Source organism: Micromonospora musae, assembly GCF_003626635.1.
Classification (GTDB): domain Bacteria; phylum Actinomycetota; class Actinomycetes; order Mycobacteriales; family Micromonosporaceae; genus Micromonospora; species Micromonospora musae.
In genome coordinates this window covers 551406-570265 of sequence record NZ_RAZT01000002.1, presented here as the reverse complement: position 1 = coordinate 570265, position 18860 = coordinate 551406, and the positions used below count along the sequence as shown (strand labels likewise).

Annotated in this window: 26 protein-coding genes, 1 tRNA gene and 1 pseudogene; 15 read left to right on the top strand and 13 right to left on the bottom strand. The window is 68.2% G+C overall.

The features are described from left to right. Window positions 1-106 precede the first annotated feature (106 nt). A complete protein-coding gene (locus D7044_RS05580; RefSeq protein WP_120688176.1) occupies window positions 107-1021 on the bottom strand; it encodes a helix-turn-helix domain-containing protein in 915 nt (304 codons plus the stop codon). Between the two features lie 242 nt (window positions 1022-1263). Here D7044_RS05580 and D7044_RS05575 point away from each other — a divergent pair, with 242 nt between their 5' ends. Further along, a complete protein-coding gene (locus D7044_RS05575; RefSeq protein ID WP_120688242.1) occupies window positions 1264-2040 on the top strand; it encodes a glucose 1-dehydrogenase in 777 nt (258 codons plus the stop codon). 123 nt (window positions 2041-2163) lie between these two features. Here the strand turns inward: D7044_RS05575 and D7044_RS05570 are convergent, their stop codons facing one another. After that, complete coding sequence (locus tag D7044_RS05570) at window positions 2164-2595, bottom strand: SsgA family sporulation/cell division regulator (RefSeq protein ID WP_053653619.1); 432 nt, start codon at window positions 2593-2595, stop codon at window positions 2164-2166. 273 nt (window positions 2596-2868) lie between these two features. On the opposite strand from D7044_RS05570, the gene D7044_RS05565 reads away from it, so the two are divergent. The 3 genes from D7044_RS05565 (at window position 2869) to D7044_RS05555 (ending at window position 4009) form a co-directional block, all read left to right on the top strand. Continuing rightward, window positions 2869-3453 carry a TIGR02611 family protein gene (locus D7044_RS05565; RefSeq protein ID WP_120688175.1) on the top strand — a complete coding sequence of 195 codons (585 nt, stop codon included), beginning with the start codon at window positions 2869-2871 and terminating at the stop codon, window positions 3451-3453. A 50-nt stretch (window positions 3454-3503) separates the two neighbouring features. Beyond that, window positions 3504-3575: transfer RNA gene (locus D7044_RS05560), tRNA-Val, on the top strand. A gap of 143 nt (window positions 3576-3718) precedes the next feature. Continuing rightward, entirely contained in the window at window positions 3719-4009 is a 291-nt protein-coding gene (locus tag D7044_RS05555) for a hypothetical protein (protein WP_120688174.1), read from the top strand. A gap of 195 nt (window positions 4010-4204) precedes the next feature. On the opposite strand, the gene D7044_RS05550 is transcribed toward D7044_RS05555, so the two are convergent. The 4 genes and pseudogenes from D7044_RS05550 to D7044_RS05535 all read right to left on the bottom strand — a co-directional run bounded on the left by D7044_RS05550 (window position 4205) and on the right by D7044_RS05535 (window position 5854). Next, the gene (locus D7044_RS05550; RefSeq protein WP_120688173.1) at window positions 4205-4522 is read right to left on the bottom strand and encodes a hypothetical protein; all 318 of its coding nucleotides are present in this window, start codon (window positions 4520-4522) and stop codon (window positions 4205-4207) included. A 90-nt stretch (window positions 4523-4612) separates the two neighbouring features. Next, complete coding sequence (locus tag D7044_RS05545) at window positions 4613-5011, bottom strand: hypothetical protein (RefSeq protein ID WP_147434591.1); 399 nt, start codon at window positions 5009-5011, stop codon at window positions 4613-4615. A 38-nt stretch (window positions 5012-5049) separates the two neighbouring features. Further along, window positions 5050-5241 (bottom strand): annotated as a pseudogene (locus D7044_RS33380) (hypothetical protein); the annotation flags it as partial. Between the two features lie 289 nt (window positions 5242-5530). Beyond that, entirely contained in the window at window positions 5531-5854 is a 324-nt protein-coding gene (locus D7044_RS05535; protein WP_120684098.1) for a hypothetical protein, read from the bottom strand. A gap of 304 nt (window positions 5855-6158) precedes the next feature. On the opposite strand from D7044_RS05535, the gene D7044_RS05530 reads away from it, so the two are divergent. Then, window positions 6159-6650, top strand: coding sequence for a hypothetical protein (locus D7044_RS05530; RefSeq protein WP_120688172.1), 492 nt, complete (start codon window positions 6159-6161; stop codon window positions 6648-6650). Between the two features lie 328 nt (window positions 6651-6978). Here D7044_RS05530 and D7044_RS05525 read toward each other — a convergent pair whose 3' ends face one another. Beyond that, complete coding sequence (locus tag D7044_RS05525; RefSeq protein ID WP_147434590.1) at window positions 6979-7671, bottom strand: hypothetical protein; 693 nt, start codon at window positions 7669-7671, stop codon at window positions 6979-6981. Window positions 7672-7812: 141 nt separating this feature from the next. Here D7044_RS05525 and D7044_RS05520 point away from each other — a divergent pair, with 141 nt between their 5' ends. Then, complete coding sequence (locus D7044_RS05520; protein WP_147434589.1) at window positions 7813-8208, top strand: hypothetical protein; 396 nt, start codon at window positions 7813-7815, stop codon at window positions 8206-8208. 507 nt (window positions 8209-8715) lie between these two features. Here D7044_RS05520 and D7044_RS05515 read toward each other — a convergent pair. Together D7044_RS05515 and D7044_RS05510 are read right to left on the bottom strand one after the other, a co-directional pair. After that, entirely contained in the window at window positions 8716-9213 is a 498-nt protein-coding gene (locus tag D7044_RS05515; protein ID WP_120688241.1) for a GNAT family N-acetyltransferase, read from the bottom strand. Window positions 9214-9353: 140 nt separating this feature from the next. Further along, entirely contained in the window at window positions 9354-9779 is a 426-nt protein-coding gene (locus tag D7044_RS05510) for a DUF6924 domain-containing protein (protein WP_147434588.1), read from the bottom strand. A 350-nt stretch (window positions 9780-10129) separates the two neighbouring features. Here D7044_RS05510 and D7044_RS05505 point away from each other — a divergent pair, with 350 nt between their 5' ends. The 6 genes from D7044_RS05505 to D7044_RS05480 all read left to right on the top strand — a co-directional run bounded on the left by D7044_RS05505 (window position 10130) and on the right by D7044_RS05480 (window position 14285). Further along, on the top strand, window positions 10130-10459 hold the full coding sequence (locus tag D7044_RS05505) for a hypothetical protein (protein ID WP_233564875.1): 330 nt from the start codon (window positions 10130-10132) through the stop codon (window positions 10457-10459). A gap of 145 nt (window positions 10460-10604) precedes the next feature. After that, window positions 10605-10988 carry a hypothetical protein gene (locus D7044_RS05500; RefSeq protein ID WP_233563596.1) on the top strand — a complete coding sequence of 128 codons (384 nt, stop codon included), beginning with the start codon at window positions 10605-10607 and terminating at the stop codon, window positions 10986-10988. Between the two features lie 291 nt (window positions 10989-11279). Beyond that, window positions 11280-12491 carry a helix-turn-helix domain-containing protein gene (locus D7044_RS05495; protein ID WP_120688169.1) on the top strand — a complete coding sequence of 404 codons (1212 nt, stop codon included), beginning with the start codon at window positions 11280-11282 and terminating at the stop codon, window positions 12489-12491. Window positions 12492-12829: 338 nt separating this feature from the next. Next, window positions 12830-13048, top strand: a complete 219-nt coding sequence (locus D7044_RS05485) for a flavin reductase (protein ID WP_120688167.1) — start codon at window positions 12830-12832, stop codon at window positions 13046-13048. Beyond that, window positions 13045-13218: a hypothetical protein gene (locus D7044_RS32565; protein WP_199716488.1), complete on the top strand. Its 174-nt coding sequence runs from the start codon at window positions 13045-13047 to the stop codon at window positions 13216-13218. Before D7044_RS05485 ends, D7044_RS32565 begins: the two co-directional genes overlap by 4 nt. Before the next feature lie 230 nt (window positions 13219-13448). Further along, window positions 13449-14285 (top strand): MBL fold metallo-hydrolase, encoded by an 837-nt coding sequence (locus D7044_RS05480; protein ID WP_120688166.1) that lies wholly within the window; start codon window positions 13449-13451, stop codon window positions 14283-14285. Between the two features lie 67 nt (window positions 14286-14352). Here D7044_RS05480 and D7044_RS05475 read toward each other — a convergent pair whose 3' ends face one another. The 3 genes from D7044_RS05475 to D7044_RS05465 all read right to left on the bottom strand — a co-directional run bounded on the left by D7044_RS05475 (window position 14353) and on the right by D7044_RS05465 (window position 15592). Further along, window positions 14353-14862, bottom strand: coding sequence for an SRPBCC family protein (locus tag D7044_RS05475; protein WP_120688165.1), 510 nt, complete (start codon window positions 14860-14862; stop codon window positions 14353-14355). Then, window positions 14859-15221: a metalloregulator ArsR/SmtB family transcription factor gene (locus D7044_RS05470; protein WP_120688164.1), complete on the bottom strand. Its 363-nt coding sequence runs from the start codon at window positions 15219-15221 to the stop codon at window positions 14859-14861. The genes D7044_RS05475 and D7044_RS05470 overlap by 4 nt, the downstream gene beginning before the upstream one ends. A gap of 98 nt (window positions 15222-15319) precedes the next feature. Beyond that, window positions 15320-15592 carry a hypothetical protein gene (locus D7044_RS05465; RefSeq protein ID WP_120688163.1) on the bottom strand — a complete coding sequence of 91 codons (273 nt, stop codon included), beginning with the start codon at window positions 15590-15592 and terminating at the stop codon, window positions 15320-15322. 232 nt (window positions 15593-15824) lie between these two features. Between D7044_RS05465 and D7044_RS05460 the strand changes: the two genes are divergently transcribed. Beyond that, window positions 15825-16469: a GNAT family N-acetyltransferase gene (locus D7044_RS05460; protein WP_120688239.1), complete on the top strand. Its 645-nt coding sequence runs from the start codon at window positions 15825-15827 to the stop codon at window positions 16467-16469. A gap of 27 nt (window positions 16470-16496) precedes the next feature. Next, the gene (locus D7044_RS05455; RefSeq protein WP_120684128.1) at window positions 16497-17078 is read left to right on the top strand and encodes a GNAT family N-acetyltransferase; all 582 of its coding nucleotides are present in this window, start codon (window positions 16497-16499) and stop codon (window positions 17076-17078) included. A 127-nt stretch (window positions 17079-17205) separates the two neighbouring features. On the opposite strand, the gene D7044_RS05450 is transcribed toward D7044_RS05455, so the two are convergent. Then, a complete protein-coding gene (locus D7044_RS05450) occupies window positions 17206-17946 on the bottom strand; it encodes a hypothetical protein (protein WP_120684130.1) in 741 nt (246 codons plus the stop codon). On the opposite strand from D7044_RS05450, the gene D7044_RS05445 reads away from it, so the two are divergent. Continuing rightward, window positions 17923-18783: a hypothetical protein gene (locus D7044_RS05445; protein ID WP_147434587.1), complete on the top strand. Its 861-nt coding sequence runs from the start codon at window positions 17923-17925 to the stop codon at window positions 18781-18783. The two genes, D7044_RS05450 and D7044_RS05445, sit on opposite strands and share 24 nt — an antisense overlap. Window positions 18784-18860: the final 77 nt, after the last annotated feature.

Sequence of the window (18860 nt, the reverse complement as noted above, 5' to 3'; positions counted from 1 at the left end):
CCCGCCGTACCTGCCGTCGGCGTGGAAGATGCCCGCACCGGCGGTTCGGGAAACGCCCTTCCGGTCCAGTTTGGAGTCGACAAGGTCGGCGCGGGGCGCGACCGGCTCAGCGCGGCGGAGCGGACGGCTGTGGGTGGACCCGGCGCGGCGCGGTGACCGGACGGGGCCGAACAGCCCCGTCCGGCAGGGGCTGCTCGCGGGCGGCCCGGAACGCGCCGGGGCTCTGCCCCGTCTCGCGGGTGAAGAACCGCCCGAAGTTCGTCGGTTCGGTGAAGCCGAGCCCCCGGCCGATCCGCGCGATCGGTTCGTCGGTCGCCGCGAGCAGCCGGCTGGCCTGCAACGCCACCCGCTCGTCGATCAGCTGCTTGGCGCTGCGCCCGGTCACCGCCAGGCAGGCCCGGGTGAGCGTACGCACCGAGCAGCCCAACCGGGCGGCGTAGTCCTCGACGCGGCGGGTGTGCCGGTAACCGCGTTCGACCTCCCGGCAGAGGCGACGGAAGGTGTCCTCCTCGGGGCGGGACGTCGACCCGGTGACGCCGGCCAACGTGAGCCGCAGCAGCAGCACGGCGAGCTGGTGACGCAGCAGCCCACGCGCGGCGGGAATCGTCCGGTGCCGGACGGAGTCCACAGCGAGCTGACTCACCTCGCTGATCACCGCGTCCTCGTCCTCACCGGCGAGCTGCCACCAGGTCGGTACGGCGTCCGGGTCGACGTCGAGCCCCCGCAGGGCGTTGGCGTCCCAGCGCACCACTGTGGCGTCGAGCTGCGGGCAGGGGCAGCGCAGCACCTGCCCGGCGCGCACCCGCAGCAGGGTGCCGGGGCGGCAGGGCAGCGACTCGAAGTCCAGCTCGATGTCGCCGTGCCCGCCGGTGGCCAGCACCAGCAGGTCGCGGTCGACGAGCACCGGTCGGCGCCAGCCCGGATCGCCGGCCAGACCGGCCAGCGCGAGGGTGTCGATCTCGGTGGCGACGGTGAGGCTCGTGGCGACCGTTGCCGGGGGGTACTGACCGGAGAAGACCATCGGAACCGACGTTAGCCCGCGTCGCAGGTAGTCGCACCCCTCGCCCCGCCTCGGCCGTCGTAGCACCGGAGCGGCGCGGGTGGGCTCGGGGCGGCGGGCTCTTGTCCCGGTCCGCCGGGCCGGGCTACGTTACCCGGCGGTAGTGCCGGTGGGGTTGCGACGGCAGCGCCACGTCGCCACCCGACCGGCCGTCGCCGGGCGGGTCGGCCGGCGACGAACCGGTCACTCGCGAGGGGATGGGCATGACGGAGCTGTTCTCGGTCGAAGGCAAGACGGTCCTGGTCACCGGGGGATCCCGGGGCATCGGTCTGATGATCGCCCAGGGCTTCGTCCAGGCCGGCGCCCACGTGATCATCTCGTCGCGCAAGGCGGACGTCTGCGCCGCCGTCGCCGAGAAGCTCTCGGCCGAGGGGAGCTGCGAGGCGATCCCCGCCGACCTCTCCAGCGACGCCGGCGCCGAAGGGCTCGCCGCCACGATCCGGCAGCGGTACGACCGGCTCGACGTGCTGGTCAACAACGCGGGCGCGACCTGGGGCGCGCCGCTGGAGGCGTACCCGGAGAGCGCGTTCGACAAGCTCTGGGCGGTGAACGTCAAGGCGGTGTTCCGGCTCACCAACGCGCTGCTGCCGGCCCTGCGTGCCGCGGCCCGTGCGGACGACCCGGCCCGCGTGATCAACATCGGCTCGATCGACGGCATCCGGGTGCCGTCGATGGAGGTGTACGCCTACTCGGCGACGAAGGCGGCCGTGCACATGCTCACCCGCAGCCTCGCCCACCAGCTTGCCGGTGAGCAGATCACCGTCAACGCGATCGCGCCCGGCCCTTTCGAGAGCAAGATGATGGCGTTCGCGCTCGACGATCCGGCGTCCCGGGCCGCCATCGAGGGGCAGGTGCCGCTGGGGAGGATCGGGCGGCCGGAGGACATGGCCGGCACGGCCATCTACCTCTCGTCACGAGCCGGGGCATACCTCACCGGAGCGGTCATTCCGGTCGACGGGGGCATCACCACCCACGGCTGAACGCCGACCGGCCCCGGGGGTGGTGGGACGGTCGGCGTACACCTGGGCGTGCCGGAGCCGCGCGGACTCGGCAGATCCGCGCGGCCCCTGTGGCCGGATGGCCGGTGTTACCCGGTGTGGCGGTCAGCGGCCGGCGAGCAGCCGGGTCACCGCCGTGTCGACGTCCAGGTGTTCGGCCTCGCGGCCTCGCGGGACGACGACGTACGTCCGCCGCAGGAAGCGCACCAGGACGCTCCGCGGCACCTCGAAGAGAGCGTTGCCGTCGGGTGACGACAGCGCGAGCGCGACGAAGTCGCCGCGCGGAGTGGCCCACGGCCACACCCGGACGTCCCCGATCCCAGCCGGCTCGTCGAGCCCGGTGACCAGCAGTTCGCGGGCGAAGGACCAGCTCACCGCCTCGCCACCGGCCGACTCGGCATGGAACAGGACATGGACCGCATACGGGTCAGCAGGGTCGTAACGCAAGCTGGCACGCACCGGCAAGGCGGTGGCGTCAGGCGCGACGAGCCTTAGCGACGTCTCGACCTCTACGGTCGTCGGTCGGATGACACTCATGGACGTTCTCCCCCCGGCACCGCTGCGGAACGCGCGTGTCCCGCTTTTCCCATACTCAGGTGCTACTCCTGGCTACGCTCCGCCATACGCTGACTTCACCCAGTGGTGGGAAGCGGTTCGGAAAGGCCTCCTGAATGTGAAAATTCATGTAGGATTTCCGGTTCCGCCCAGTGCGTGGTCCCGCTCGGCGTCGGGTGGCTCAGTCGTCGACTTACTCCGGTAACGTCCAGTCGTCGGAAGGGGTGACGGTCCCGAGCGACACTAGGGGGTGAAATGGTCACGAACCGATCCTCAGTGGATCCGATCGCGGCGCCTCGCCCACCGAAAGTCGCGGTCCGAAGAGCCAAAAAGCGGGGGTATGCAGTGCCGATGGATCAGCACGACCGGACCGGTCGGCGAGACTCCGGTGGAGGGGCGCCGGAGCCCGCCGAGGGGACCGTCGCCCTCGCGGACCGGAAGCGCCCCCGCTGGCGTAGGCGGGCCTCGATCAGCCTCGAACTGATCCGCGCCAATCCCACCGGCCGGATCACCCTCAAGATCCTCATCACGATCGCGGGCGCGCTCGTGGTCACCGTCGGCATCGCCCTCATCCCGCTGCCCGGGCCGGGCTGGCTGCTGGTGATCGCCGGCCTCGGCATCTGGGCCATCGAGTACCACTGGGCCCGAAGGCTGCTCGCCTTCACCCGCCGGCACGTGCAGGGCTGGACCAGGTGGGTGACGCGACAGTCACTCGGCGTGCGCTTCCTGCTCGGCCTGGTCGGCCTCGTCTTCGTGGCGGTGGTGCTCTGGCTCTCCCTGAAGTACAGCCTCGGCATCGACGTGATCGCCCGCGTCATGCACTACCTCGCCACGAACTGACCCCGGATTCGCGGACGAGGCAGCGGATCAGGTACAGTCATGCGCGCTGAGGGCGATTAGCTCAGCGGGAGAGCGCTTCGTTCACACCGAAGAGGTCACTGGTTCGATCCCAGTATCGCCCACGCAGGTAAAAGGCCATTCCCGATCGGGGATGGCCTTTTTGCCGTCCGTACAGCAATCGAGATCGATGTGCGGGTGCATTGTCGGGAGGACGGCGGCCGTGACGGACATGCTGAGGGTCCAGGACCTTCGCCGGGTGTGCGGAGTGCTGCTGACCGCGGTTGAGGAGCGATTCGGCGCGGAGATCGATCTGTCGGGCGTCGGTGTCGACTACTACTGGAACGTCGACCTGCAGTCCGCGTTCGAGCTGGCGGATGACCCGGCGTCGGGGATCGACGTCGGGCAGGGCAGTGATGATGTGGCCGAGCTGCTTGCGCTGCTGGGCCGTCCGGCGGACGACCTGCCGGTGCTCTGGCACGACCTGCAGCACCTCGCCGGTGTTATGCGGCTGCTGGCCTACCTCGACCTGCCCGCCGTCAACGCTGGCGACCGCTGACGGAGCAACCGGCGTTACCTGTGCCGCCAGTTGCCGCAGGTCGCCCCACCCGTGGGCGGGTGCGAATCTGGGCCATCGTGGACGGCCGGAAGGCCGTGCCGGGCTGCTCAGCGGATTCGGGAGACCAGCACAGCAGCCGGTGCGATCGAGAGTTGGCAGGACTTGGTCCGCACCAACGGCAGGAAGGCCGCGTGTCTAGAGAGCGATGTAATGCTCGACCAAGCGTGCGACCGACCCGCTGTACTCGGTGAGCGCGAAGCGCCGATATTCGTCGGTGGGGTGCACGGTTACATCGACAGTGCTCCCGTCCTCGGAACGCAGCATGAAGACGGGATCGAGATCGCACAGGAATGCGAAGCCGTCGCGGTCCTCGTCGTCTTTGCTGACGAGGCGACCACGCGCATCCCAACCGGCGCCGGCCGTGGCAATCACGACGGACACCTCGATGCTGCCGAGCAGGGTGGAGGAGTTCGCCCACCAGTCCAGCCAACAGCGGCCCTCGAAACGGTCCATGCCGCGCATCCTTCCAGGCGACGCCCGGCCGTCTGCGTGTCTACTCCCACCGGATGCTTGACAGATCCGTCCCAGGTTGCGGTCAACGGTCTAGGACCCGCTGAGGACGGCCTCTATGTCCGCTCCGCGCTGCACAACGACGGCGTTGGTGCGAAGATCCTCGGGAAGGTGTTCGCGCTGCCCTTCATTGGTCAGCATTGCTGGGCAATCCGGCGGCACGACGACGGCGTCGGCCAGGCCCATGAACGTGACGAGCATGTCGAGGACCATGCCGTTGGAGAACCGGTTGATCAAGAATCCGTGGAGCACATCGTCGGTGAGCGCGGCGTAGAGGCTCGCATCGCCACCGTCCGGCGCAGTGACATGCCAGTAGTCGAACTCCGGCTCTGTCCGGTCGATGTACGGCTGGAACGCTGCCCGGAACGCGCTTCCCGGCATTGACGCCGGCTCGCCGCGTTCGAACCGCAGGATGAACATGTCATAGCTCACGCGCAGCAAGCTACCGCCCCAGCTGAACCTGATCATGTTCAAGCGTCTGGTGGGACGCTACTGGCAAGCGGGTCCCGTGACTGCTGACTGAAGGAGGGGCTACTCACGAAGACGCCTACGCCTGGCAGGGCCTCATTCATGCCCTTGATCCGTAGCACCTGCATGGCGCGGTCGATCACGGGCTCGGTAACGGCGTATCGCTCGATCAGCTCTCGGCGGCCGCGCAGCTCGTCGGCGTGCTGCTCGCTCAGGACCCGGCCAGTGTCACGGTCGACGGCGGCGGTAGTGCTCGTGAGGCGGATCGGGCGGGAGCAGCCGCCAGCGGGACTGGTGTGCTCCAGCCGGCCGAAGAATTCCTGCGTGGCGGCGCGGTGCAGGGCTTGGGCGTCGCGGCCGGCGGCGAGAGCGGGCCGGTACCGTAACCAGGCCAATGTCGAATCGGGGCCGCCGTCGGGCAGCTGTGTCGGGGCTCAAGTCCTGCGTGACAGACCAGTCTCGGGACGCGGGTGACACGTCCGGCTAGATCGCTGCACGAAGGATGGCAACGAGGCCGTCGGTGGTCCGTTGTGCGTCGAGTCTGTCCGCTTCGGCAGTCCACCCCTGATGCCACGGCCCCCCGGGGCCGGCGACGAAGAGCAACGCCTCCAGCGCGGGCGCAGCCAGACCCGACGCCGACGTGGGCAGCGGTGGCATGCCTGCCCCGTCCGACAGTTCCGCCAGGTGACGTTGTAGGTGCTCCCCGCCGGGAAGGGCGGCGGCTACGAGTGCCGCCGCCGCGACTACCTCGTCAGGGAAGAACTCCCGCCAGAGAAGGCCGCGGTTGGCCAGGACGTAGGTGAACATGTGCTGGAGCGCGTCGAGGTGCTGCTCCAGCGGCTTTCGGCGAGTTCTTCAAGGAAGTCCAGGGCGCCGTCGCTGCTGAACGGACCGGTTCCGAACGTGCCCACCTCGCCCCTCTCGTCCGAGGACAGCCACCGTTGCAATCGGCGAGCGCTACAAGATCGTGCGTAGCGTAGCGCCCTATTACATAGGTCCTAAGATTCGGCAGCCGGCAGCCGGCAGCCGGCTGTCTAGTCCCACCAGATGCTTGACAGCCAGCCTTCGTCTGCGGCGAAACTTCGCAGGGCACGAAGACTGGGAGGGTGCCTTGATCTCGACGGAGCTGGAGCTCTTCGCGGGCTACTGCCAGATCCACCTGTTCGATGACGGGTCCATGACCGATCTTGGGGATGCCTGGACGGAAGAGGCTGTGCTCGACCACCTTGCCGTCGACACGGACGCCATGGCGGTCGGCACCACCGTCAACGTCAACGTGGCCGTGACCGTGGAGATGTTGGAGGCAGCGCCAGAAGACGACAGCGCGGAGTTCGACCATGTCGTGGAGGGAAGCCTGCAAGTTCGCTCGGGCCGACTCGTCGTCATGGGCTGCACCGACTACGAGCCGGAGGCAGCGCGGTTCGGGGTAGCGGCGGGACTGGTTCGTGTACGAGCCGCGAGGAGCAACCTGGCCGAAGCAGACCGTGCCGGCATCGATTCCGACGATGATCCGGCGACCACGGAGCGACTTCGACTGCAGGTATGGCCTGGCCCGCATGCTGACCCAGTTGTCATCAAGCGCTGGGAGCCGCTGGAGGCTTAAGGTCACCCGCCGACAAATGCTGCCCAGATTGAGTATGGCAAGCATCTGGTGGGACGCTGCGGGAAAGGCCGTGCTGGGCCGCTCAGCGGATTCGGGAGACCGGCGCGCTGGCCGGCGAGATTGAGAGCCGGCGGGATGTGGTCCACATCAGCGGCAGGAAGGCCGCTCGGCATCTCCGATGTCGAGTCCAGCGACCCGGTAGGAAGGCCGCGTTGGCGTGCTCGACGATCGCCAGAGTGGCACCGGGTACCGACAGGTCAATCCGCCGTCGCCTCCGAGGCTGCGGCGGGACGGCAGGCTGGCGGCCGTGCCGAGTCTAGGACCTGCGTTACAGATCAGTCTCGGGACGTGGTGAAACATCCCGGTGGGCGCCCTCGTCTCTGTCGCTCGACGGGGCCGGCGTAGACCCACCCGTCGAACACAGTGGCACGGAAGCGGCGACGGCCGCTTCCATTACTCCCGTCTCGGCCACGTATCCGGGAGATCGGACCGCCGGTCCAAGCCAGCCCCTGACGGTGGCTGCCACTGCGGCACGTGGCGGTTTGGCCGGCACCATGTGGTGGCCTCTCGACCAGACGAGCAGCATTCCCTTAGTGGTGCTGATCCTGGTCGTGACCATGGTGATTCGTCGGCCCTTCTGGTCCCAGGTGTGCCACAGCGCCCACCCTTGAGGCCGTGCCTCAACGCCCAGCCGCTCGCAGATGTCGACGTACTCCTGCTTGCTCAGGGCGGTCGTGGGACGAACCAGCAGGGCCCCGGCTAGGCCGACAAGCGGGGTGTCCGGGTCAACGCAGCCATCATCCTCGAAGTGGTGGTGCCGTAGTTGGCGTGCCAGCGCGTTCACGGCACGCTGCAGAGGCGTCGCATCGTCATGATCGGGATCAAAGCTCAGCCAGCCCTCGTCCAGCGCCCGATTGGCGACGTCATTGGCAAGCAGCTCTATCTGGCGGAGGTACTCCGCCTCGGTGGGGTCGCTATCCGGCACCAGTTCACCCTGCCAGGCAGGCTTACGGTCATCCACTCCGTTACGGGCTCGTCTGCCGCCTGTCTAGCCCCACCACATGCTTGACGGATCCGTCCCAACTGATGCACGACGGTTGACCTAGGTTCTATGGGCGGGCCGAGCGTGGTCGTTGGGCTCGGAGGGCACGGGAGGATGGCGATGGACTATCGGGAGCTGTTCGACAAGCTTCACCGGAGGCCGGGCATGTTCGGGCTAGACGGCTCGTTTGGGCAGTTCACAGCGTTCTTGCAGGGCTACCGGATGGCTGACGCTCGACTGTTAGACGGGTGGCGCGAGTGGCTGGTCATCCAATTTGACGCCGGTAACAACCTGACGTGGCAGGCACTCGCCAGACGGCTCGCTACTCCCGAGGAGTACTCCCCGCTCCTGCCGCTCGATGACGTTCAGAACCGTGCCGCAAGCGACACCCTGTTCAGGCTGTTGGATCGCTTCCTGGCAGAGCGCGAAAGCAGCGGAGGCGCTTCGGCGATCAAGGCCGCTCACCAGGCGTGGATGGAGCGCCAGAGCTGGTACCGGCCCGATGGATCGGCGTAAACGAGGCGCGACGATCATGTCAAGCGTCTGGTGGGACGCGACTGTCAAGTATGTGCCGTGACGGGACAAGCCAGGTGACGGAGGACAGCCAGGTGACGGCCGGTGTGGGAGGACTTTCTGTACATCCATCAAGGCGGCCCTTGACGGGCCGCACGCGCCGCCGCCTGGGCGCGCGCCGGCCGCTGCCGCTGTCGCTGTCGCTCTGCGGCGGTCGCTCCTGATGCCCGGCGGCTGGCGCGGATAGCGGGGAGCCCGGAGGGCCGCCGCAGCACGACAGACCGTTGACCGGAGAAGGGTGGGCCGGCATCCGGCCGGGCCGCGCGGCCACGAGCACTCGCGGCGTAGGGGAGCGCACGCCGGCTGCGTCGGCGAGCTGGGGGCGGTCGCGGGGTGGCGGTTAGGGCGCCTCCGGCGGGGGTGCTCCGGCTTCAGGATGGCCGGGGCTCCGCCGGCAGCTCGCGGTCCGTGGGTGGTTGCGGAAGGGGAGCTATCCCGCCTGCCGCGGTGTCACGAGGCGCGCGGCAGCGCGAGCCAGTCCTGCCAGGTGATGTCGCGGCCCAGATAGCGGGGATGCTGAAAGGGCCAGTCGGCGGCGATCCATTGCGGCACCAGCGCGTCGAGCGCGCGCTCCACCTCGCCGCCGACGAGGTCGTCCACCACCCACCAGGAGATCTCTCCGTCCGAGCCGGTGCGCTCAGGCGGGTCGATGTAGACGCAGCCAAAGATGGCCGTCTCCTCCTCGTCCAGCAGCGCGTAGTTGAACGACTGGTGCGCGGCTATCTCTTTCTCGTGCCGCAGCAAGTCGATGCGGTCCTCTTCATAGGTCATCGTCTCCAGGGGCCAACCCCAGGCCGGGCCGAAGACCTCCCACAAGCGCTCTCGGGAGCCCATCACGGCGGGGTAGTCGATCGCGGTGTCCGCCTCCCGGATAGGCCGCAGGTGAAGCGCGGTGTTCGGCACGGGCACGTAGACGGGGTGGACGAAGTCCTCAGGCAGCCAACTCATAACGGGCGAGGCTACAACCAGGCGGCGCGGGATGATCCAGGCGGCGCGACCGCTCACCGGCGTGATCAATCCGATTCCCAAGCTGACAGTGCAGCTTCAATTCCAGTTACCTCCTTCCGGCGGAGGCCCAGACCAGCGCGTTAGTCCCCGTCGAGGCCCCGGTACGTGCCGGAGTTGTCGGCGGCGTCAGCGAACTCGTCAAAGTCCAGGTTCGCGATGGTGAAATTGGCCGAGACGTCCGCGAACCAGCGGGGCGGCACCCGGAAGGTGCGGCCGGGTTCATGGGCCAGATCGACGGCGAGCAGCGGGCGTTCGACATCGGTCATCGTGGTCGCATCGGCGAGGAAGAGGTAGATCAGCTTATCTTCGTGGCTCGCAGCGTCTTCCGCGTCGACTAGCTCTTGGACGCTGAGGTTCGCGTAGTTCGGGTCGTTAACGAAGGTTGCGCTGTCGTGGCCCTCCCAGGCGTGCAAGGCCGCCTTCAGGGCCTCCCACGCAGCGTCGTCGGTGAAGTCCGTACGGAGAACCAGAGACGTGAGGTCGTCGGGCTGAGGTAGAGATATCACGACGAGGATGCTCTCAGCCCTCCGCCCGGCTGACGGCGCTCTGAGGCACACATGGGCACAAGACACCGTGAAACGACGTCAAGTAACCCTGGACGATGGCAGCCTGAGATGCCGTGCGAGCAGGCGCTGCCCGCCGTCCCCGCTGGTTGCGGGACAGCCGCCCTAAGTTCCGCTTCAACTCACCTACGTCAGATCGTCGCCGGGCGTCGGTGCCGTGGTCGGTCGTCAGGTGGAGAGCGGTTAGCTTCTAAGTTGTGAAGACGACGGGTTGGTTCCGGGCGTTGTTTGACAGGGCTACTAGGGATCGTCTCAGGGAGCCCGCTGACGCAGAGCCCTTCGCGCCGGAGTGCATGTCGCTGCTTGAGTTGGCCAGGTTGCTTAGTCAGCGGCATAGCGCCAGGGTTGCCAGCGCATTCGTCGAGGTGGTGACCTTCGCATCGGCTGACGAGATCGTGGCGATGCTGGAGGTGATGCTGGAGGAGGACTGGATGGGTCTGCCTGTCTGGGCGCGGAACCTCGCGTTCCGGTTGGCCTGCCTCCAACGGCCGGAGGATGCCGAGCTGTTGCATTGGGCGGCCAACGACCTGCGTGCCTTCGGCCCGGACTGGAACACCATCGCTGCAGAACTTCACCACCGAGCAGACCAATTAGAGGCGGGGCACGAGGAGAACCGTCCCTGACTCCTTCGCTGCGTATAACCCAGGCCGGGGCCAGAGAGGCAGCGAGGAGGTATCGAAACGCTCAGCAACCGCCAGTAGAAGACGGCATTGAGCAGCAGATGAGGCTTGCCCTGCAGCCCAAGACGGCGACGGATGACACCCAACGATGTCCCGCATCTGCGTTCACACCGAAGCGGTCATGGTCAGAGACAATGCCTCGGTGGGCTGGGAAGAGTTCCTTTGGCATGTGGATCACAGGCTGGGTCTGTACGTCGGGCGGCCAAGGTACGACCGAGCGTTCTCGGCGCTGACCGGATTTGACCTTGCGCGTGGCCGGGGCGAGCTGGCGGTGTTCCAGGAGTGGATGACCGCCCGCCACCGTGGCAGCAGCCTCGCCTTCTGGTCTCTGGCGCTAGCGGAGACCTTCGGTGACAATGCCACCGAGGACCGCCTTGTCAGCGATGACGACCACAAGCGGGCCATCTCGACCCTCTGCCGGCTCCTCCGCGAGTTCTTCGGGCAGCAAGCGCCGATGGCCGACCAGCACTAAGCGGTGATGGCCCCGATGCTCTCGACAGCAACGCTGACAGCAACGGGCCGGGACGCGGGCAGCCACTGGCGGCCGGGCGGGGACAGCCGCCCGAGGTCGGGGATGCGGACGGACTCCACCGGACGGCGCCCAGAACTTACAAGCGAGGAGTCTAGGAGAGCGCCTGTCTCGGCTTTGGATTGCGGACGGGCTATGTGTGAGGGGTTATGAGGGTGCGGGCTGCTCGGTAGCGTTGGTGGGACGGCGGCCCTAGGTGCCGATGGTGCAGCCCGTGCGACGAGGAGGTTCGGGATGGAACCTTTGCCGGAACTGACTTTCGGGCAGCGGTTGAAGGTCTACCGGGAGCGGTCCGGGAAGACTCGGGCGGTGCTTGGTGGGTTGGTTGGCCGTAGCGCTGAGTGGGTCAAGGCGGTGGAGACCGATCGGATCCTGCCGCCGCGCATTCACATGCTGGATCGCATCGCGCGTGCCCTCAAGGTTGAGGTCTCTGCCCTGGCCGGCGAGTTGGGCGCCCGGTCTGCTGTGGTCAACGGGCCGGAGCATCCAGCGTTGGCGTCCGTCCGGGACGCAGTGAACCGATTCGTATTCTCCGACGAGGTTTCTGTCGAGTCGTTGACGAGCCTGAGGGAGCGGCTTGCGGTGGCATGGCGGGCGCGCCATCAGGCGTCCGATCACCGTACGGTGTTGGGTGGCTTGTTGCCGGGGTTGCTGCGCGACGTGCAGCGCGCCGCGTTGGCATACGAGGGTGACGAGCGCCGGCAGGCGCAGGCCCTGTTGGCGGAGGCGCTCGGGCTGACGCAGATGTTCCTTGCCTACCAACCTGCCGCCGAGCTGTTGTGGCGGGTTGCGGACCGGGCGATGGTGGCGGCGCAGGAGTCTGGTGATCCGGAGGCGGTGGCATGCGCGGGATGGTTCCTGTGCCAGGTGCATCGGGATGCCGGGGACTGGGATACCGCTACGGCCGTGACTCTTGACGTGCTCTCGGCTCTTGAGCCGAGGATGGCCGACGGGAACGCGAACCTCTTGGCGCTCTGGGGCGCGCTGAACTTCGAGGTCGCCTACACCGCCGCTCGTGCTGGCGAGGAAGGCCGGGCCTGGCGGTACTGGGACCGCGCGGACCGGATGGCGCAGCGCCTGCCGCAGGGCTTCTATCAACCGCAGACATCGTTCTCCCGAGTCATCATGGGCGCTCATGCTGTGACCGTGGCGGTGGAGTTGCAGAAGTCAGGTGAGGCGGTGCGGCAGGCGCGCCGCCACGATTCGGCAGCGATCCCGTCGAGGCCGCGCGGGGCGCGCCATCTTATCGAGGTGGCGCGGGCGCACTACGGCAAGAACGACCAGGAAGCGGCCGTGGTGACCCTCCGGCGGGCGTACGAGTCGGCCCCGGAGACGATCCGCTTCAACGGGTACGCCCGTCAGATCACCCTGGACCTGCTCGATGGCCCGCGTTCCACCCGTGACGACGCCCGTGACCTCGCCGTGAAGGTCGGGCTGCTCTCGTGATCTAGGGGTACGAACCATACCCATTCCGCTCCGCAACCGACCGTAGCTTCTTGCTCACGGGATGCGGCGGGCGGTGCGGGTCTCGCCTGGCCGCCGCGTCCCTCTCAGCCACGGGGGAGGAGCTCGCCCTCGTGATCGACGAGGGAGGGGCACGTGCGGCGCGTCTCGTACGACGAATACCTCTTGGCCACCGCGCTGACTCTCGCCCGTAGGCATCGGCCCGTATGGTCCTGGCGGCGCTGGCGGCGCGTCTGCCGATGCGGCGCGAGCCTGCCGTGCCGCAGCCTTCACTGCATCCCGATCAACCGCGGCCACTGGCCCAGCCAGGACAGCCCGCGATGACCACCCACCACCCGGTCAAGCCGGCCTGGACGTGCGGCGGCTGTGCGGGGGAGTGGCCCTGTCAGACCCGGCGGCGAGAGCTGCGGGCGGAGTACGACAGCGCCCCGGTGTCGCTGGCCCTCTACCTGGCCGCCCAGCTCGTCGACGCCAGCCAGGACCTGGCCCACGTCCCCGCCGGCCACCTGCATCACCGGTTCGTCGGATGGATCCGATGAGCATCCTGCGGCCCGGTGACGAGAAGTTCCACTACAGCGACGGCTCCCACAAGTGGATCCCGCCGAACCCGGACTACGGCCAGGAGGTGTGGAACGAGCAGGTCCGCCAGCACAAGCACGGCCACCTGAGAAACGAGCAACCGAAGGTCCGCATCCAGCGCCTCGTCTGAGACCAGCAGTACAGCAGCGAAGTACAGCAACCACGCGAGCCGAACCAGGCCGACAAGGGCCTCAGCTGGCCGTATGACCTCGCATCAAACCCTCGTGGCCCATGCCGGGAATCTCGCGCAGAAGTGGGTACCCCAGCTGACTCGTCGACATCGTGACCGCGGGCGACCGGCTGAACCCCGTGTCTCCCCGGCATCGCGGGGATCTCGTACCGAAGAGGGGTGGAAACGGCATGCTGAGCTATTCGGTCCACGTGGCGCCGGCCAAGGTCGCCGTCTCCGATGATCTCCCGCCGGGCGAGGACCGCCGCCGGTGGTCGCCGACCGCGTCCACGCTCATCTTCGGCGAGCGGGACGCGGTCCTGGTGGATCCGCTGATGACCATCGACGAGTCGAGGGTCCTGACCGATTGGATCCTCACCACCGGCAAGAACGTCACCACGATCTTCATCACCCATGCCCACGGTGATCACTTCTTCGGAGCTCCCGCGGTGCTGGAGCGGTTCCCCGCCGCCCGGGTCGTCGCGGTGCCGGGCGTAGCCGAGCAGATACCCGCCCAGTGGAGCCCTCAGTGGCTCGACGGCTACTGGAAGCCCCGTTTCCCCGGTCAACTCTGCGACCAGCGGTTCAGCGTCGAGCCGCTCGCCGACGGGCGACTGGAACTCGAAGGCGAGCAACTGCAGGCCATTGAGCTGGGCCATACCGACACCGACAGCACCAGTTCGCTGTACGTGCCCTCCATCGGACTGGTGGTGGCCGGCGACGCCGTCTACGGCGACGTACATCTTTATATGGCCGAATCCACGGGCGACGGCAGCCGGCGGTGGCTCGACGCACTGGACACGCTCGACGGGCTTCGCCCGACCGCGGTCGTCTCCGGGCACAAGCGCGACGGCGACCCGCACAGTCCCGACGACATCGGCCGCACCCGCCGCTACATCGAGGACTTCGCCGCCACGCGGGAAGAGGCGGCGAACTACCAGGAGTTGTACGACTCCGTGCTGGCGCTGTATCCCGGCCGGGAGAACCGGGGCGTGCTCTGGAACTCGGTGAAGGCCATCTTCGCCTGAAATCAGCGGGCGAGATGGTCGCCCTCGGGTCGGCGTGAGGGCGCTACCCACTAGCAGCGCCGCGAGGTCACGCTGGGTCGACCTCGGCCGGCAGCGAGGAGTAGTAGGGCTTCATCGCCGGGTAGTAGTCGTCGAAGCTCGGTGTGGGGGAGCCGTCTCGGGCGGCCACCAGCATGTCCAGGTAGTACTCCCAGCCGGGACCCATCTCGCCGACCTGGTCGGTGTTGTCGAGGTGGTGCACGAGCTGGAGTTGGGTGTGACCATCGGTCTGCGACAGCCTCAGCTCGATCCGCCAGTTGCCGGACTCGTCGGTCGTCGACACGGCCAGTCGGCGGGGTGGGTCGCACGCGTCGATCCGTACGTCGAACCACGGTGACTGATCCTCGTAGGCCATCTGCAGTTTGATCATGCGACCGGGAGCGGCGTCGCCTTCCCACGCTCCGAACCACCGAGCGGTGCGGTCGGGTTCGGTCACGCTGGCCCACACGTCCTCGATGGGTGCCCGGAACGTACGGCTGAGGACGAGATCGTGGCCGTCGGCGATCGGGAAGAGCCGGCCGGTGGGCGGGTTGCTCATGCCGTTTTCTCCTGTCGTTGTTCCGCCGTGTCGCGCCGGCGGCGCTCGCGACGGGTGCGATAGACCTCGGTCTCCAGCGCGTCGAGGCGACGTTCCCAACTGGTGGCCCGAGCGAACTGGTCGAGCCACTCGATCAAGTCGGCGAACCGCGACGCGTCCAGTTCGTAGAAGCGTTGCCGGCCGACGAGCGTGTCGCGGACCAGGCCGCTCTCCCGGAGCACCCGCAGGTGTCGGCTGACGGCGGGCCGGCTGATGACGAACCGGTCGGCGATCTCCCCCGCGGGGAGCCGCTGGTCGCGCAGCATCACCAGGATCTCCCGCCGCACCGGGTCGGCGATCGCCGCAGCCACCTCGTCCACCAGGAAAGCGTAACCACCGTGTTACGCATTCGGCAAGACCAGGTTGCTCGGGTCACCCGTTGGTGATGACCGCCGGGCCGTCCTGCAGTGATCAGTTGTCACTCGTAGCCGAGATTTTCTTCGGAGTGCAGGCGCCACCCGTCGTGCCGCTTGACCAGGACGAAGGCGGTGCGTTCGAAGACGTCGTAGTACCCGGATTCCGGCTCGTGGCCGAAGGTGTACCAGACCGCCTCGATCCGGGCCGTCTCCGCCGTCTCGCTGACGATGGTCACCCTGTCCAGCACGGTCGTCGCACCGGATTCATCGGTCTGGTCGCGGTTGTGCGCCTCGGCGTACTTGGCACAGAAGTCAGCAGGGCTCTGGTAGAGCATCTGAACCTCCCCTTGGCCACGCCACTCGTTTGGCCGCCGGTGGTGCCGTGGCACCGGGCATGCACCTCACCGTAGAGCTTCGGCATGAGCGCGGAGGGCCGACGGAGTCCGCTCGGCAGCGCTTCGGCTGGCCGGCGCCACGGTTGTAGGTCGATGAAACAAGTAGCCGATGACAGCGCGCACCCCGGCAACTCAGTAGCGTGGCGTTGGCCCAGCGGTCATGATCGGGTCCGTGCTTGCTGACCTGTGGCCCCAATACAGCCTGACCGTCGTCACGCCACGACTCGAACTTCGGCTGCCCCGCGAGGAGGAGCTCGCCGCACTCGCGCGCCTGGCGGGCGACGGCGTGCACCGGGCCGACGAGCGTCCGTTCCTGACGCCGTGGACCGACGGCAGTCCCGAGGACCGGGCACGGTCCGTGCTGCAGGGACACTGGGGTCGGCTCGCGGAGTGGAGCGTGGCCGGGTGGAGCCTCGGACTCGCGGTCTTCCACGACGGAGACCCGCTGGGCATGGTCACGCTGCGAGCACGCGACTTCCTGGTTGTCCGCGAGGTCACGACCTCCTCGTGGCTGGGGCTCGAACACCAGGGCAAGGGCTACGGAACCGAGGCTCGGGTCGGTCTGCTCACGCTGGCCTTCGATCACCTCGACGCGCGGGCGGCGCTCACCGAGGTGTTCCAGGACAACCACGCCTCGCAGGGAGTTTCCCGCAAGCTCGGCTACGAGGCCGACGGCATCTCAGTCGACGCGCGCGACGGCGAGGCGCTCGTCTCCGACCGCCTACGGCTCACCAGGCAGAAGTGGATGACCCGGCAAGAGCGGCTCGGCGTACGGGTCGACGGCATGACAGCATGTCGGCCGATGTTCGGCCTCTGACGTCGGCCATCATTCCTGGGAGGGAGCATGACGGGAGTGTCGTTGCCCGCCCCCACGCTGCACACCGCTCGCCTCCGACTGCGTCCATTCGACGACGCGGATGCCGACGACCTCTTCGCGCTGCACAGCAGCGCCTACGTGCTGCGGTACTGGGACGCGCCGCCGTGGAGCGATCGTGCGCGCGCCGAGCGGTTCATCGCGGCTTGCCGGCAGATGGCAGCGGAGGGCACCGGGGCGCGGCTCGGCGTGGATCGTCTCTCCGACGGGGCGTTTCTCGGCTGGTGCAGCCTGAACCGGTGGAATCCGGAGTACCGCAGCGCGTCGCTGGGCTACTGCTTCGTCGAGGCCGCGTGGGGTCACGGCTATGCGACGGAAGCTGCGCGCGCCCTGCTGCAGTGGGCCTTCGACACGCTGGAGCTGAATCGAGTCCAGGCCGAGGCCGATACCCGCAACGCGGCATCTGCCCGCGTGCTGGAGAAGCTCGGGTTCCTACGTGAAGGGACCTTGCGGGAAGACTGCGTCGTGAACGGCGAGGTCTCGGACTCGTGGGTGTACGGGCTGCTCAGGCGGGAGTGGCGGCCGTCGTCCGAGCCGGTTCCCGGCCGCTGACTCCGTGCTCCGTAGCGCCCAGCGTCGCGCCGGCGCCGCCCTCGGCTCGCCGATCGCGCACGAGTGCGCGCGGGTACGCGGTGATCGGACGAATACCTGCTCTGCTGCGCCGCGTCTGCCGGGAGCCTCAGCGACGGACGACCTGGAACAGTGCGGTCGCCAGTCCGGTCAGCACCAGGGCGGTGCACAGGAGTACGGCGACGTCGCGGGCGAAGCGGCGGGCGAGGTCGCCGACGCGTCCCTGCGCTGTTCCGTTCGGCCAGTCGTCGCCGTCCAGGTACAGCCTTCCCGAGTCTCCGGCTGCCGCCGCGACCACTCCGGCCGCGACGACCGGTCGGTCCGCCGGGACGATGAACTCCTGTTCGGCCCGCTGGTCGCGGAGGCTGTTGTCGCGATCCTCGATGTGCGCCACGCGGACCATCATCGGGCTGTTGAAGTGGAACAGCTTGCGGGTGCGTACCGGGAGAGCGAGGTGGATCTCCGCGTCGTCGGCATCGCCGTGCAGCCACGTGTCGCCCTGTTCGAAACCGGGGTCCGTGGTGGTCTCCGTGTAGTTGTCGCTGACCTCGTGGTCGTGGACGCGGACGGACTGGTATCCGACGCAGGCCAGGCCGCTGCGGGGCGCGGTGATCACCGGCCCAGCGGCCGTACGGCCGACAACCACCACTGCGGTGCCGGGCTGGGCGGAGGTGAACTCGGCACAGGTCAGCACCGGCCGACGACGGATCAGCCACCACCGCACCGCCACCCGCACCGACTCACCGGCCGCGAAGAGCGCGCCGATACAGCTGCACATGATCAGGAAATTCACGGCGTCGGCCGCGACCGGAGCCATACGGCCGACGTGGACGACGGTACCGCCGGACACGCCATGGATCCATTCTCGCCGATGCTGATCGGCCGGATCCATACCGGCCGGCACCGAGTTCGCGGCGGCGCGTGTTGCCTGATCCGCCTCCAGCGAGGCGTACCCGACAGTTGGCATACTCGGCTGCGTGGCGAGCGCTCGATCGCAGGCACGGGCGCGAGCACACTTCGGCCCGGCCGAGGTGACAGCTTTCCTGGACGCCGGATCGCGAGCTCGAAGCACCTGGCTAACCTGCTTGCCGTCGCTGCACGAGCGGAGGGACGTGTCGAGATGGATCAGGCAATCACCGCGTTGGCGACCGTGATCGCAGTGCTTGCGGGAGCAGCCGGCACGTACGTCGTCGGCAGACTGACCGATCGCGACAGGTTCGCCAGGGAGTTGCAGGTCCGGTGGGACCAGCGTCGACTGGACGCGTACGTCTCCTACGTCTCCGCGGCGAAGTTGGCCGGTACTCGCGCGAACCAGGTTCATGCGGGCCGCAGCAACGGCGCGCCCGAAGCCGACCTCGACGCGCTGCTTCGCGAACTGGCGGACGTCGAGCTACGCCGATCCGAAGCGTTCGAGGCACTGCCCCTGCTCGCCGACGCCGCGACTGTCGAGGCGGCGCATGAGCTGAACCGTGCCGTCTGGCAACTCGAGCAGCCGGCTCGGCAGGGAACGAAGCTGGATGACGAAACGTGGCACGCCCTCGCCGACAAGTGGGTCAACGCCATGAACAACTTCCACTCGCATGCTCGGGCCGGGCTGAGCGTCCCCGGGCAGTTCTCCAGGCGCGACGTCGCAGCGCTGACGGTGTCGCGCCCCGAGCCGGCCACCGTCCCGGCGAGGGAGCGGTAACCCCTGGTACAGGCCGCGCGGCGGGCGGAGTCACCTGCGCTGGTAGCGTGACGGGGCTCGTCTGAAAGGTGGAAGCT

Excerpts from the sequence above, each read along its gene's own strand:
- D7044_RS05580 (WP_120688176.1), bottom strand. The coding sequence starts at position 1,021 with ATGGTCTTCTCCGGTCAGTACCCCCCGGCAACGGTCGCCACGAGCCTC.
- D7044_RS05575 (WP_120688242.1), top strand. The coding sequence starts at position 1,264 with ATGACGGAGCTGTTCTCGGTCGAAGGCAAGACGGTCCTGGTCACCGGG.
- D7044_RS05570 (WP_053653619.1), bottom strand. The coding sequence starts at position 2,595 with ATGAGTGTCATCCGACCGACGACCGTAGAGGTCGAGACGTCGCTAAGG.
- D7044_RS05565 (WP_120688175.1), top strand. The coding sequence starts at position 2,869 with ATGGTCACGAACCGATCCTCAGTGGATCCGATCGCGGCGCCTCGCCCA.
- D7044_RS05550 (WP_120688173.1), bottom strand. The coding sequence starts at position 4,522 with ATGGACCGTTTCGAGGGCCGCTGTTGGCTGGACTGGTGGGCGAACTCC.
- D7044_RS05535 (WP_120684098.1), bottom strand. The coding sequence starts at position 5,854 with ATGTTCACCTACGTCCTGGCCAACCGCGGCCTTCTCTGGCGGGAGTTC.
- D7044_RS05520 (WP_147434589.1), top strand. The coding sequence starts at position 7,813 with ATGGACTATCGGGAGCTGTTCGACAAGCTTCACCGGAGGCCGGGCATG.
- D7044_RS05515 (WP_120688241.1), bottom strand. The coding sequence starts at position 9,213 with ATGAGTTGGCTGCCTGAGGACTTCGTCCACCCCGTCTACGTGCCCGTG.
- D7044_RS05505 (WP_233564875.1), top strand. The coding sequence starts at position 10,130 with ATGTCGCTGCTTGAGTTGGCCAGGTTGCTTAGTCAGCGGCATAGCGCC.
- D7044_RS05500 (WP_233563596.1), top strand. The coding sequence starts at position 10,605 with ATGTCCCGCATCTGCGTTCACACCGAAGCGGTCATGGTCAGAGACAAT.
- D7044_RS05495 (WP_120688169.1), top strand. The coding sequence starts at position 11,280 with ATGGAACCTTTGCCGGAACTGACTTTCGGGCAGCGGTTGAAGGTCTAC.
- D7044_RS05485 (WP_120688167.1), top strand. The coding sequence starts at position 12,830 with ATGACCACCCACCACCCGGTCAAGCCGGCCTGGACGTGCGGCGGCTGT.
- D7044_RS32565 (WP_199716488.1), top strand. The coding sequence starts at position 13,045 with ATGAGCATCCTGCGGCCCGGTGACGAGAAGTTCCACTACAGCGACGGC.
- D7044_RS05480 (WP_120688166.1), top strand. The coding sequence starts at position 13,449 with ATGCTGAGCTATTCGGTCCACGTGGCGCCGGCCAAGGTCGCCGTCTCC.
- D7044_RS05475 (WP_120688165.1), bottom strand. The coding sequence starts at position 14,862 with ATGAGCAACCCGCCCACCGGCCGGCTCTTCCCGATCGCCGACGGCCAC.
- D7044_RS05465 (WP_120688163.1), bottom strand. The coding sequence starts at position 15,592 with ATGCTCTACCAGAGCCCTGCTGACTTCTGTGCCAAGTACGCCGAGGCG.
- D7044_RS05455 (WP_120684128.1), top strand. The coding sequence starts at position 16,497 with ATGACGGGAGTGTCGTTGCCCGCCCCCACGCTGCACACCGCTCGCCTC.